The organism is Noviherbaspirillum sp. Root189 (assembly GCF_001428545.1).
In the GTDB taxonomy this organism is placed as follows: Bacteria; Pseudomonadota; Gammaproteobacteria; order Burkholderiales; family Burkholderiaceae_D; genus Noviherbaspirillum.
This window is the reverse complement of record NZ_LMHZ01000003.1, coordinates 25376-39007: the sequence shown is the minus strand read 5'-3', so window position 1 is coordinate 39007 and position 13632 is coordinate 25376. Positions and strand designations below refer to the sequence as shown.

12 protein-coding genes and 1 pseudogene are annotated in these 13632 nt (G+C 55.7%); 4 read left to right on the top strand and 9 right to left on the bottom strand.

The genetic code is table 11. The features are described from left to right. Positions 1-36: 36 nt before the first annotated feature. On the top strand, positions 37-1104 hold the full coding sequence (locus ASE07_RS02540) for an SDR family oxidoreductase (protein WP_057289243.1): 1068 nt from the start codon (positions 37-39) through the stop codon (positions 1102-1104). 127 nt (positions 1105-1231) lie between these two features. Here the strand turns inward: ASE07_RS02540 and ASE07_RS02535 are convergent, their stop codons facing one another. From ASE07_RS02535 to ASE07_RS02520, 4 genes are all read right to left on the bottom strand, one after another. After that, positions 1232-2509, bottom strand: a complete 1278-nt coding sequence (locus ASE07_RS02535; RefSeq protein ID WP_057289242.1) for a TRAP transporter large permease subunit — start codon at positions 2507-2509, stop codon at positions 1232-1234. Beyond that, positions 2506-3018 carry a TRAP transporter small permease gene (locus tag ASE07_RS02530; RefSeq protein ID WP_057289241.1) on the bottom strand — a complete coding sequence of 171 codons (513 nt, stop codon included), beginning with the start codon at positions 3016-3018 and terminating at the stop codon, positions 2506-2508. The genes ASE07_RS02535 and ASE07_RS02530 overlap by 4 nt, the downstream gene beginning before the upstream one ends. 91 nt (positions 3019-3109) lie before the next feature. Further along, the gene (locus ASE07_RS02525) at positions 3110-3562 is read right to left on the bottom strand and encodes a type II 3-dehydroquinate dehydratase (RefSeq protein ID WP_057289240.1); all 453 of its coding nucleotides are present in this window, start codon (positions 3560-3562) and stop codon (positions 3110-3112) included. Between the two features lie 34 nt (positions 3563-3596). Then, positions 3597-4607, bottom strand: a complete 1011-nt coding sequence (locus ASE07_RS02520; RefSeq protein ID WP_057289239.1) for a TRAP transporter substrate-binding protein — start codon at positions 4605-4607, stop codon at positions 3597-3599. A gap of 166 nt (positions 4608-4773) precedes the next feature. Here ASE07_RS02520 and ASE07_RS02515 point away from each other — a divergent pair, with 166 nt between their 5' ends. From ASE07_RS02515 to ASE07_RS02505, 3 genes are all read left to right on the top strand, one after another. Beyond that, positions 4774-5568, top strand: coding sequence for an IclR family transcriptional regulator (locus ASE07_RS02515; protein WP_057289238.1), 795 nt, complete (start codon positions 4774-4776; stop codon positions 5566-5568). Between the two features lie 518 nt (positions 5569-6086). Next, positions 6087-6458 (top strand): helix-turn-helix transcriptional regulator, encoded by a 372-nt coding sequence (locus ASE07_RS02510; protein ID WP_082583907.1) that lies wholly within the window; start codon positions 6087-6089, stop codon positions 6456-6458. Further along, a complete protein-coding gene (locus ASE07_RS02505) occupies positions 6459-7802 on the top strand; it encodes a type II toxin-antitoxin system HipA family toxin (RefSeq protein WP_057289237.1) in 1344 nt (447 codons plus the stop codon). A gap of 341 nt (positions 7803-8143) precedes the next feature. Here the strand turns inward: ASE07_RS02505 and ASE07_RS28580 are convergent, their stop codons facing one another. The 5 genes and pseudogenes from ASE07_RS28580 to ASE07_RS02480 form a co-directional block, all read right to left on the bottom strand. After that, positions 8144-8419, bottom strand: coding sequence for a hypothetical protein (locus ASE07_RS28580; RefSeq protein WP_156396337.1), 276 nt, complete (start codon positions 8417-8419; stop codon positions 8144-8146). A 48-nt stretch (positions 8420-8467) separates the two neighbouring features. Continuing rightward, a complete protein-coding gene (locus tag ASE07_RS02495) occupies positions 8468-8800 on the bottom strand; it encodes a c-type cytochrome (protein WP_057289235.1) in 333 nt (110 codons plus the stop codon). Beyond that, positions 8787-10160, bottom strand: coding sequence for a PQQ-dependent sugar dehydrogenase (locus ASE07_RS02490; RefSeq protein WP_235548325.1), 1374 nt, complete (start codon positions 10158-10160; stop codon positions 8787-8789). The genes ASE07_RS02495 and ASE07_RS02490 overlap by 14 nt, the downstream gene beginning before the upstream one ends. 435 nt (positions 10161-10595) lie before the next feature. Next, positions 10596-11070, bottom strand: a pseudogene (locus ASE07_RS02485) (DNA polymerase Y family protein); the annotation flags it as partial. Positions 11071-11304: 234 nt separating this feature from the next. Then, positions 11305-13539 carry an NADP-dependent isocitrate dehydrogenase gene (locus tag ASE07_RS02480; protein WP_057289233.1) on the bottom strand — a complete coding sequence of 745 codons (2235 nt, stop codon included), beginning with the start codon at positions 13537-13539 and terminating at the stop codon, positions 11305-11307. Positions 13540-13632: the final 93 nt, after the last annotated feature.

Genomic DNA, 13632 nt, shown 5'->3' with positions numbered 1-13632 from the left:
TTGGCCCTTACCTAAATCATTCTTCGGAGGAAAACCATGCAAAGAACTGCATTAGTTATCGGTGCAAGTGGCATCGCCGGGAGTTATGTCGCGCGCGAACTCATTTCGAACGGTTGGGCTGTGTATGGCTTGTCGCGCCGTCCACGTGGGGATATATCGGGAGTCAGGCCGGTCGCTGCGGATCTTCTCGATCCATCCGGTTTGGCAAGCGCACTTACTGATGTGGCGCCCACGCATGTCTTCATCACCACTTGGATGCGTCAGGCCACAGAAGCCGAAAATATTCGCGTCAACGGTACCATGGTACGCAACCTCCTCACCGCGGTGGCGCCAAAAAGAACGGTACGGCATGTCGCTCTCGTTACTGGTTTGAAGCACTATCTTGGACCATTTGACGCGTACGCGAAATCGGGGACATTACCCGACACGCCGTTAAGGGAAACACAACCGCGGTTACCCATCGAAAATTTTTACTATGCACAAGAAGACGAGGTCTATGCAGCTTCTACGCGGGATCGTTTTACCTGGAGCGTTCATCGTCCCCACACGCTGATTGGAATGGCAGTCGGAAATGCAATGAACCTCGGTACTACCCTCGCAGCGTATGCGACAATCTGCAAGGAGACCGGACGCGTATTTCAGTTCCCGGGTTCGGAGGCACAGTGGAAAGGCCTGTCAGATGTGACTGATGCGCGCATCCTGGCAAAGCAGCTGATCTGGGCCGCAGATACCGATGCCGCACGCAACGAAGCCTTCAATATTGTGAACGGAGACTACTTTCGTTGGAGTTGGCTATGGGGAAAACTGGCCGATTGGTTCGGCGTGCAAGCGGCTGGTTTTAATGGCCGGGTTCAACCCCTCGAGGCCGCGATGGCAAATGACGAGGCTCGATGGCGGGAAATAGCACAGCGCTACGCCCTTATCGAACCGGACTTGGGTCGCCTGGTGTCACCTTGGCATACCGACCTGGACCTCGGGCGACCAATCGAAGTAATGACCGACATGGCAAAAAGCCGCAAGCTTGGTTTCACTGCGTATCAGCCAACCGATGAGTCATTTTTCGATTTGTTTTCCCTTCTGCGCGCTAACCGACTAATTCCGTGACCATTGGCAGTGACGCTCCGCTCAATGTTTCTAGCCGTTCCAGTCATCCCTGATGCATGCACGCCGATGAATTCGTCGCCGTGGACGCAACAGGGCCGAATGGTTCATCTCACGATGCACAGTCTTTTCACGAAAACCAACGCGCCGGAACCATTACCAGCGATGGAAAAAGGACGAGCAGAATGAGTATGGCAAATTGGGCAAGCATGAACGGCATGACCCCGCGCGTGACCTCGTCCATCTTTATTTTTCCCACACCTGCGACCGTGTTCAGAACGGTACCCACCGGTGGTGTAATCAAGCCAACCGCGTTATTGATCATGAAGAGCACACCGAAGTACACTGGATCGATCCCCGCCGCTTTGATCACTGGCATCAACACAGGCGTCATTATCAGAATCGTTGGTGTCATGTCCAGTGCGGTACCGACCATCATTACCAGAAGCATGATCGCAATAAGTAGCAAAGTCTGGTTACCCATGAACGGCTGCAATAAGCTAACCACTTTTGAAGGCAAATCCGCCACGGTAATCAGCCAAGCGCTCACCATCGCCGCCGCCACTAAGAACATGATCACAGCGCTAGTCTTTGCCGCCGCAACCAAAACGCCATAAATCTGGCGCGGCTTCAGTTCACGATATACACAGGTAGTAATGAGAAGCGCATAGACAGCCGCTACGACAGCTGCTTCTGTTGGCGTGAATACGCCCATCTTCAGTCCGGCCACGACGATCAATGGCAGACCAAGAGCCCATCCCGCTGCTTTTGCTGCCACCAGCACCTCACGAGCCGATTTCCTGGGCGGTGCCGTGATGGTTTCCTTTCGGACCAAAAACCACCATGTAACCCACAAGGCCGCAGCGAGCATAATGCCAGGGAAGATACCGGCAAAGAACAGCTTTGTGATGGAGACATTTGCTGCCACGCCAAACACGACGAACCCAATGCTTGGAGGAATAATAGGGGCAATAATGCCTGCCGATGCGATCAGCCCTGCCGAGCGTGCCTTGTCATGGCCGGCCGCGACCATCATCGGCAGCAATAATGCGGACAACGCTGCAGCGTCTGCCACCGCGGACCCCGACAATGCGGCCATCAGACATGCGGCAATGATGGTCACATAACCAAGCCCCCCTTTGACGTGACCGACAATGGCTAACGCCAGATTGACAATGCGTCGCGACAACCCACCGACATTCATGATTTCGCCCGCGAGCATGAAGAACGGCACGGCCAGAAGGGGAAAGCTGTCTGCGCCGTTGATTACATTCTGCGCCAGGATCTGTGCTTCGAAGAGGTCGAGATGCCACATTAGCGCCATGCCGCAAACAAGCAAGGCAAATGCAATTGGTATCCCGAGTGCCATTGCCCCCAGCAAGGAACCAAGAAAAACGGCGATGGTCATGCTTGCTCCTCTGATTCACGGACGATGATCAGCTCTTCTTCCGGTACGCGGCCCGTGACCAGCTTTATCAAATCCACTGCCAGCATGACAAAGGCTGACACGCTGAAGACGATGCCACTGGCATAGAAGATACCGACGGATGCGCCGCTGGATGGCGCCGACACATCCCAATTGATTTTTGTCTGATCGAGAGCGCCTTTGAACAGGAGCCAACACGTGAGCAGCATTAACAGGTAACCGACTCCCAGACAGAGCTTTTTTCCGGCCGGCGGAAGGCGTCCTGTCAAAAAGTCCGTGCCAAGATGGCCGCGTTCATGCAACGCGACTACTGCCCCGAGAAAGGTTACCCAAACGAAGAGCCACCGTGACAATTCCTCAGAGAAGGCAATACCCGAATTGAATAGGTAGCGTAGTACTACGTTACCAAACACCATGATGACCATCAGAGACAATGCAACTGCAAGAATCGCCTCAATTCCCCTACAGTAGTAATAAAAAACTCTGTCCATTTTGTCTTCCTCAACTCATATACGCCATGTGCCGCTTGCCTCTGCAATATTAACAAGCAACACATGGCGGGAACCGGCGTTCCGGCTAGCTCTATGCCTTGGCTGCGCTTGCTTCTTTTGCCAGTTCGGTGACAGCTCTCAATCCCATCGTATAGGAGCGCCATCCCAGTCCCTGGATCGTCGCTTTGACGGCGGGCGAGATGATGGAGTGGCTACGCCATTCTTCACGTGCTGCGATGTTGGACATGTGAATCTCCAACACCGGAAAAGGCATCGCCTTGATTGCATCATGCAGCGAAACACCAAATTGTGTTAAACCGGCGGGGTTGAGAAGTGCCCCGCTTGCCGAGTCGATATTCTCATGCAGCTTGTCCACCAGGTCACCTTCATGATTGGACTGCATGATATCGAGCTCGACACCGAGATCCTGACTCAGAGCCGTCAGCTTTGCATTAATCTCCGCGAGTGTCATGGTGCCGTAGATATGCGGTTCGCGACGGCCAAACAAATTTAGATTCGGGCCATGAAGTACGAGAATTTTCATAATGGTTCTGTCTTAGGTAAATGAGATTGCCGGCTTATTTTTGTGCCTTGACGAGTTGTTCGTTGTAGATTTTCACGATAGCCGGATCATAGGTCGCGGCGAAGCGGTCAGTCACGGGCTTGGCAACTTGCCGCATCCTTGCCTGCTCGGCTGCATTGAGCTCGTTGTATTGCATGCCCTTCGCTTGGAGTTCGCTGACTGCGCGCTGAGCAGCGGCACGGCTGACCTGTCGCTGATAACCGGTTGCCTCGGTTGCGGCATCCTTGAGAATCTTCTGCTCGGCAGGAGACAGCTTGTCCCAGAACCGCTTGCTCACTAGCAAGATGTTTGCTGCGTAGACGTGCTTGGTTGCGCTGACGTATTTCTGCACCTCATACATCTTGTTCGACAAGATCACAGCGAACGGATTTTCCTGGCCGTCGACCGCCTTCGATTCGAGTGCACCATACAGCTCCGAGAAGGGCATTGGGGTAGGATTGGCTTTGAACGCCTTGAACGTCTCGAGAAACACGGGATTGGGAATCACGCGGATCTTGATACCTTCAAGATCTTCGGGGCGCATAATGGCGCGCTTGCTATTGGTCACGTTACGAAATCCAAGATCCCAGAAACCTAACGCAACCAAGCCCTTCTCCGGCAATTTCGCCAGCAGTGCCTGACCGAGCGGTCCATCGAGCAACGCGTCTGCCTGCTCATAGCTATTGATGGAGAACGGAAAATCGATCAGACCGAACTCTTTCACGATCCCTGCCAGTGATGTTGTCGCAGGGGCTGACATTTCCTGGATACCGCCTTGCAGCGCCGACTGCTGCTGCAATTCGTTACCAAGCGTCGAAGATGGGTACTCTTGTACTTTTAATTTCCCGTCGCTCTTTTTGCTGACCAGCTCGGCAAAACGCTTGACACCAAAGCTGACCGGATGGTCCGGGTTATTCAGGTGCCCGAAGCGAATGGTTCGCTCCTGCAACGCCTGCCCATAGGCGAAGGATGTGGCCAGGAAGCCTATACTCACTGCAATCAGCGGTGCTACCAGGAACCGTTTCATGTCTGTCTCCAATATGATGTAAATGGTGCTTCTGAAAATGCGCCTACCAAAATATAAGGCTCCGGTAGAATGCTAACAGGGACGGTGGAACACTGTTCCAAACTGGAATTTGATTCCGCATTATGCAACCAACACGGAATTAATTATTAGCTTAGAAGGCACATCTATGACTGTCGTATTGAATCGAACTATGGCGATTCTTGAATATCTCTCCGCGCAGCCAGGTGGTATGCCTTTATCCATGATCGCTGATGAACTAGATATACCGCGCAGCGCTTGCCACAGGCTGCTTGCCGATCTGGTGCGCTGCGGCTATGTACGTCAGGTCCGCGCACATGACGATTATGTATTGACTACCAAGCTGATCGGTCTTGGCCTGAGCTTCCTGGCGGCGTCCGGTATCGTAGATGTTGCGCAAACCATGCTTGACCGGCTGGCAGAATTGTCCGGTGAGCTCGTCCGTCTGGCAATCGTTGATGGCGACCGCTTGACCTGGGTCGCAAAAGCACAAGGGGCCCGCAAAGGTTTGCGTTACGACCCGGACATGGGCATGGATGCCATGTTGTCCTGCAGCGCTACCGGGCATGCCTGGATGCTTACCCTGTCCGATGAACGCGCGCTCGAACTGGTGAGCCGTCAAGGCTTCGGCAAGCCCAAGGATTTTGGTCCCAATGCGCCGGCGACAATCGCTGAGCTTCTCGCTTTTCTGCACGCCGGTCGTAAGCGCGGCTTTGCAATGATCAGCGAGGTATTTGCTCCAGGCATGACAGCCATGGCGGCACCGGTGCAAAAGCGCGGCTATCCGGCGATTGGCGTAATCAGCATCGCCGGTCCGCTGATGCGTCTCGATGAACAACGCATGCATAGCCTTGGGCCGGCGTTGCTTGCCGCGGCGGCGGAACTGGCTGCGGCAAGCAACGCATCGCCATTGTTTAATGTGTCGCCTGCTAAAAGCTTATAAAACAGCCAGCGCGTTGGTGGATAATTTCAGTCGCCCGTGTATTGGCGTGCTCACAACAACGGCGTTCCAATAGATCTGGCGAGCCGCAGTAACTGCGGCCGTTACAAGTACCTTGATAACGCAATAAGAAGGCCCGCAAGTCGGTGACATCGCGGGCCCAAGCTACTACAAAGGATTCGCTGCGACGTTACCAATCTTCCGGATTTGGAGGTACGCAGCAGCTTCATAGGTCTGTGCTTAATTGGGACAGGTAATAACTACCAAGGCCTTCGTATCGTGATCCCTGAAACAGATTTCTCTCACTTTAAGCGCTACCGTTGTTCCCGTTTCTTGTATATACACACCGAGAAACGGCACTGATGTCCACAGGTTCGAAGCTGTAAAGCATATTTACCTAGTCTAAGCTGTATTCTAAATATACATATCTTAGGTTGTATTGTACATATACAACTTTAAGGTTGTTTTATTATTTTACAACTTATATACTGTTATGCTGGAATAAAGGAAGGGCAGTTAATATGGACTATCCCATTAAAGCCTTACAGCAGCTTCGGCCAATACTCGTTGGGTTTCGGAAACAGGCTGGCTTTTCCCAAGCCGCTATTGCATCACGACTCGGCATCACACAACAGAGCTACGCAAAGATCGAAGCAAACCCTGCAGCCACAAGCGTGGAACGCCTATTTACAATCTTACGGCTGCTTGGAACCGAGATCGTTCTCACCCAAAGCGCACAGCCTAACGCAGTAGACTTGTCGTCTGTGATTGCCTCGTCTAACGAGCCTCTGCCCTCAGTAGCATCGTCTAAGATGGCACCGAAGGTTAAAAAGACAAGTCGCCCTGCCCCACCGAAAATAGTCCCGCCATCGGCGAAGAAAGAGTCTTGGTAAATGGGTAGACGCTCGCATGCACAGCGCTTGACCCTTTGGCTCAATGGCAATCCTGCCGGCTATTGGGACGCATTACCGGGTCGAAACTCCATGACGTACTTCGACGAATGGCTTGCCGATGATCAGGGGCGGCCTCTCTCGCTTTCATTGCCATTTAAACCCGACAACGAACCATACCGCGGAGCCGTGGTTCAAAACTATTTCGATAACCTGTTACCGGATAGCGAAGCCATACGTCGCAGGATTGCTCAGCACTTTAGAACCGACGGTATCGAGCCTTATCAGCTTCTAGCCGCCATCGGCCGCGACTGCGTTGGCGCCATTCAGTTGCTCCCTGGCGATGAACAGCCAACTGATCTCTTTTCGATTCGGGGTGAGCCCTTAAACGAAAGCAAAGTGGCAACCCTGCTGCGAAACACCATATCGGATCGCCCCTTGGGGCAACGTGAAGATGACGTGGATCTCCGATTGTCCATCGCAGGCGCGCAGGAAAAAAGCGCCCTCCTTTGGTATCAAGACCAGTGGTATCGACCGCTCGGTAGCACCCCAACAACGCACATTCTCAAATTGCCATTGGGCTTGGTCGGTGCAATGCAAGCCGATATGCGCACGTCGATAGAGAACGAATGGCTGTGCTCCAAAATCATGCGGGGCTTCGGGCTTCCCATCGCTAGCTGCGAGATCGCTCAGTTCGAAGATATAAAGGTATTGGTCGTCGAACGGTTCGACCGAAAACTCTCTGAAGACGGCAGTTGGATCGTTCGCCTGCCCCAAGAGGACTTTTGTCAGGCCACCGGGACTTCTCCGCTTCACAAATACCAGGCAGATGGTGGACCTGGCATTACGACGATTATGGAAATCCTACTTGGATCCGAGCAGGCTGAACTGGACCGCTTTCATTTCTTTAAGACGCAGCTGGTGTTTTGGCTGCTAGCAGCGACCGACGGACATGCCAAGAACTTCAGTATTTTCCATCTACCAAGGAGCGGGTTCCGAGCAACGCCTTTATATGACGTGCTCTCCGCGCACCCCATACTTGGAACCGGTGCGAACAATCTCGCTCCGCAACACGCAAAACTGGCAATGGCGGTACGTGGTACGCAAAACTACTATGCCATTCAGCAGATACAGCGGCGGCATTGGGGAAGTCACGCCAGGTCGGTTGGCTTAGGTGCAGTAGCGGCAGAGCAGATAATCGCCGATGTACTGGCCAGTGCAAATGGCGTCGTGGCTTCAATCTACAATCAGATCCCTGAAGGGTTCCCAAGGGATTTGGCCGACTCCATTCTGCAAGGAGTATTAAATCAATGCGCTCGCCTGGAGCGTATGCCGCCCGGAGCATGAACCGCTCGACGATCGTCGGCTTAAATGAATTTGTTCCAGGGTAGATATCGCTGTGGCAGCGATGTTCTGCGCTGGTGCGCTGGTGCGCTGGTGCGCGCGGCGTGCGTCACACTGACGACGATTTCCGGAAACGCAGGGTCGGCGCCGGGCAAGACTACCCGCAGCGCATTCCGTGCGCCGAAATGCCCTGCTTTCGAGTGACCCAATGTTACCGACCACCTCTTTCGTACCCAAAGAACACGGTCCTGATGGTCAAATTGGGACGCCCGTTCGCGCCGTCTGCCGTCGTACATGACCGTGCGGATGGCTGCGGCGATTGGTGCCGAAAGAGATCTTTGGCGCTACTTCGATCCGGAACTCGAACCCCCGCCCGAGGTCGTCGGTACGCCTTCCGGCGTCCTCGCTCCCGGCGTGGCCTGGTCGGTCGGTGCGCCCTCCGCGCCACCGGTGATGCTGCTGCCGGACGATGATGATCCGCTGCCGGCCGCACCTGCGCCCGTACTCGAGCCGGAGGACTGGCGACCGCCGGTGCCGCTGCACGCCGCCAACACCACGATGGCGCTGACAAGGACGGCCAGCCGAGCAGCCGGACGTCCCGTAATGCTGAACTGAAGCATGGTATTTCTCCTCGTTGCAGGAAGCCGCTGCGCCGCGCAGCGAGCGGCTTACCTGGTCTTCTTCACTTCGATCTGGATGCCGCTGAAATAGGCGGCGGCCTGGGCGATGTCCGCGTCCGACAGCGGCTTCGCCATCATCGACATGACCTCGTGCTTGCGCGCGCCCGAACGGTAATCCTGCAGCGCCTTGACGACGTAACTCTCGTTCTGGCCGGCGAGGTTGGGCGCGTCGGGCACTTTGGCAAGGCCGTCCTGGCCATGGCAGGTGAAGCACTGCGTCAGCTTCGCGTTCGCCGGCTGCTGAGCGCCGGCGAAGGGAGCGAGTGCCATCAAAAGGCACAGGGACGCGAGGCGCGCGGCGCCGGGTTCACTTGCCAGCATACGAGATCCTGTAGATAGCGCCGGCATAGTCGTCGGACACCAGCAGCGAGCCGTCGGGCAGCTGGGCTACGTCGACCGGCCGGCCGAGATACTCGTTCGTGGGCGTGAGCCAGCCCTCGGCGAACACCTCGGCCTTGCCGGCGTGACCATTGGCGCCTACCGGCACGAACATGACGCGCGCACCAATCGGCGTGGTGCGGTTCCATGAACCATGCTCGGCAACGAACACCCCACCCTGATACTTCGCCGGGAACATCTTGCCCCGATAGAAGGTCATGCCGAGGTCGGCGGCATGCGCAGCGAATTCGACTTCGGGGAAGACGACGTTGGCCGGCGCCTGCTCACTCTTGTATTCATCGGTACGCACCTTGCCGCCGCCGTACCAGGGAAAGCCGAAGTTGAGGCCAGCCTTTTCCGCGCGGTTCAGTTCGCCGGGCGGAGTGTCGTCGCCCATGCCGTCGACCTGATTGTCCGTGAACCAGAGCGTCTTATCCTTCGGATTGAAATCCATGCCGACCGAGTTGCGCACGCCGTGGGCGAACACTTCGCGATTCTTGCCGTCGCGGTCCATGCGGAGGATGCCCATCATGCCGGTCTTGTCGTACAACGGCAGCTTGTCCTTCGCCGGTACATTGAAGGGATTGCCGAGGGTAATGTAAAGCTTGTTGTCCGGACCGATGCGGCAGGTCCGTGCGCCGTGATTGAAGCTCTCTTCCTCGACCGGGATGAGTTTGCCTTGGGGCACCACTGTGGCCGCCGCCACATCCGGGCCTTCATAGAAGAACTCGGCCGCCGGGAAGCTAAGCACGCGGTTGTGCTCCACGACATACAGGATGCCGTCGGGCGTGAAGCAGACGCCGTTGGGGACGCGGAATTTCACCGACGGCGAAAACACTTTCACTTCGTCGGCCACGCGTGTCTTGGTGCGATCGGTCACGGCCCAGACGCGCGTTTTGCGGGTACCGACGTACACGATGCCCGTGGACGGACCGATGGCCATGTGACGGGCGTCGGGCACGACCGCATACAGGTCGATCTTGAATCCGGGCGGCAACTTGATGTTCTTCAGGTTGGCACGCAGCGCGTTGATCTTGGTCCCGGTCTGCGGCACCGTCTCCATGTCGAGCGAGGCGCCGGTGCTGCGGAAGCCTTCGAGCGCCTGCAGGTTATCGCTCTGCGCCTGTCCCTGCGGCGCGGTCTGGCTCGGTGGGGGAGCTGCTTGAGGAGACTCCGCCGCGCGTGACGCGCTTGTGGCGGGCGGCGCAGTGGCAGTCGAGGATGCGGAATCTTTCTGCACAGTGGCGCAACCGGAAAGTAGCGCGATGAGCGCCACGGGCACAAGCTCAATACGATGCTGCATGATCGTCTCCTTTGTTCTCTGGAATTCTTCGTAGTGGAAAGACGTTGCGAACGGCTCGTACAGCGAGACCGTAGAATTAGTAGAAACGTTTTTTCGGAGAGCAGTTTGCAGCATATCAAGCGTCCGACGAGTTCTTCAGTCCAGTGTGGTGCGCAAACCAACAATCAACACGGTGTAGGGACGCCTCAATACCAATTACTTGGTGCACGGTGCCGCATGCGAGCGCAAGTTTCGATTGTGCAACAGTCAATGTGAATTTAAGGCCGCTACCCGGAAAAGAATTCTGATGAACCCTCAACGCAGAATTCGCCGCAGCCCATGCGAGAAATGGAGCAGACTGGCACTCCTATAGATGGTGTCCTCGGCCCGCATTTCCGAATGCGCGCACTACAGTGCCGCACTTCCCAGCGGTCACTACATCGTTCCAGCAACGGGATCGTTGGTTGCCTCGGGCAAGGTGATGTCACGCGTCACGGTATGAAATCCCTGAATGCGCAGTTTGATCCCGACCGTTGTCCCAACATAGTGTTTGCGCACCAAGTCTTCAGAGACCCGCACGCACTGAGTGGTGAAGACTTCGCCAAGAGCTTGGCGATCAAGCCGTGGATGCAAATCTGTTTCAAACGTGGTTTCCCGGCTCATGAATTTCGGCTGAGAATGCATCACGACTTCACTGTGATCGGTGCCATGGGCAGCGTTCAGCAGCCATGCGCTGTAGGGGCGCCCGAAGTGTTCCTGCAAAAGTCCAGCATCCGCGGCGGCCAGATCCGGGTCCGACGTCTTCGAGGGACAGAATTGTCAGCCCATTGGGCTTTTCGAGATCTGCTCCTATTTTTGCCAGGAGACGGTTTGGTACGATACAGATGGAACACAACAGTCCGGTAGCTTCGACTACTGCGTCTTTAATCCGTTTCTGATTTCAACAAAGTACTGCTAGCAGCGCGGTAAACCCATCACGCATAAAAGCTTGGACAAACGTGACCGGACGCCCCGACATGGTCAATTATACGAAAAGCGGCGCTCATTTCCCCCTATTTACTTTTGATCTGCACCTCGGTACCACATGGTTCGTCGTACCGAGGTTACAGCGATTCAAACAGGTTGCCGGACAAAGGCATCGACAGATTATTTAGCGCCGCTGGCTTCAGACCGCCACGCTCTCCAGAGTCGCGTTGAACGTCGCGCTTGGACGCATGACTGCCTTTACTTTCGTATCATCAAGCTTGTAGTAACCGCCAATGTCTACAGGTTTTCCCTGCACCGCAATCAGCTCAGCAATGATCTTCTGTTCGTTGTCCGTGAGCGCCTTTGCCAGCGACGCGAACGAAGCGGCAAGTTCAGTGTCGTCCTTCTGCGCCGCCAGTTCCTGTGCCCAGTACATGGCCAAGTAGAATTGGCTTCCACGGTTGTCCAGTTCGCCGGTCTTGGGTGAAGGCGACTTGCGATTGTCCAGCAGCTTGCCGGTAGCTGCATCGAGAGTCTTGGCCAGAATCTTTGCCTTGATGTTCCCAGTCTTGATGCCCAAGTCTTCCAGGCTCACGGCTAGCGCGAGAAACTCACCGAGCGAATCCCAGCGCAGATGGTTTTCTTCAACCAGTTGCTGCACATGCTTGGGCGCCGAACCGCCGGCACCGGTTTCATACATGCCGCCGCCGGCCATCAGCGGGACAATGGAAAGCATCTTCGCGCTTGTACCCAGTTCCAGGATCGGGAACAGGTCGGTCAGGTAGTCACGCAGAATATTGCCGGTGACCGAAATCGTATCAAGCCCGCGGCTTACGCGTTCGAGCGTATAACGCATCGCACGTACCTGCGACATGATCTGGATGTCCAGTCCGGTCGTGTCATGGTCTTCCAGGTAGGTCTTGACCTTCTTGATCACCTCGTTTTCGTGCGGGCGGTAAGAGTCGAGCCAGAACACTGCCGGCATGCCGGAGTTGCGTGCTCGCGTGACGGCCAGCTTGACCCAGTCACGGATTGGCGCATCCTTGACCTGGCACATGCGCCAGATGTCGCCCTGCTCGACATTCTGCGTCAGCAGCACCTCGCCGGTGGCCAGGTCGGTGATATTGGCGACGCCGTCTTCCTGGATTTCGAAAGTCTTGTCATGTGAACCGTATTCCTCGGCTTGCTGCGCCATCAGGCCTACATTGGGCACGGTGCCCATCGTACGCGGATCAAACGCACCATGCCATTTGCAGAAGTTGATGATCTCCTGATAGATACGTGCGAAGGTGCTCTCGGGGATCACGGCCTTGACTTCCTTAAGCCGGCCGTCGGCACCGTACATTTTGCCGCCGGCACGGATCATGGCCGGCATGGACGCATCGACGATCACATCGTTCGGCGAATGAAAGTTAGTGATGCCCTTTGCCGAATCGACCATCGCCAATGCAGGGCGGTGCTCCTGGCAGGCATGGAAGTCACGGATGATTTCTTCGCGCTGCGAGTCTGGCAGTTTGGCAAGCTTGCTGTGCAGGTCGGCCATGCCGTTGTTGACGTTCACACCCAAGCTGTCAAGGAATGCGCCGTGTTTATCGAACGCTTCCTTGTAGAACATGCGGACGCAGTGGCCGAAGACGATCGGGTGCGACACCTTCATCATCGTTGCCTTGACGTGCAAGGAAAACATCACGCCGGTCTTGTGCGCGTCTTCGATCTGTTTCTCGTAAAAGTCCAGCAGCGCCTTGCGGCTCATGAACATAGAATCGATGATCTCGCCTTCCTGCAACGAGACTTTCGGCTTCAAGACGATGGTCCGGCCGCTCTTGGTGACGAGTTCCATCTTCACGTCGCGTGCTTTGTCCAGCGTCATCGACTTTTCGCCGTGGTAAAAGTCACCGCTGGTCATGTGCGACACATGGGTGCGCGAGGCTTGCGACCATTCGCCCATCGAGTGCGGGTTCTTGCGTGCGTATTCCTTGACGGCGCGCGGTGCCCGGCGATCGGAGTTGCCTTCGCGCAGCACCGGATTGACGGCAGAGCCGATGCAGGAGCCGTAGCGAGCCTTGATGGCTTTTTCTTCGTCAGTCTTCGGCTCGGCGGGGTAGTCGGGAATGTTATAGCCCTTGCCCTGCAATTCTTTGATCGCTGCCAGCAACTGACCCACCGAGGCACTGATGTTGGGCAGCTTGATGATGTTGGCGTCCGACTCGAGTGTTTTCTTGCCCAGTTGGCTGAGCGTGTCCGGCACGCGCTGCTCCGGCGTAAGGTAATCGGAGAAGTTGCCGAGGATACGTGCTGCGACGGAAATGTCGCTCTGCTCGATGCGAATCCCGGCCGGCTTGGTAAAAGCGCTGATGATGGGCAGAAAAGCGTGGGTCGCCAACAAAGGCGCCTCGTCAGTGAGCGTGTAAATGATGGTCGGATCGCTGTTCATGGCTGTTTCCTCGGTTATCGCGGAGGTTTTAGAAATTCTGCAATTTACAATTTTTGCCTATCTCGGCTTACGCTCAACGCCGCCTTTGTTGAC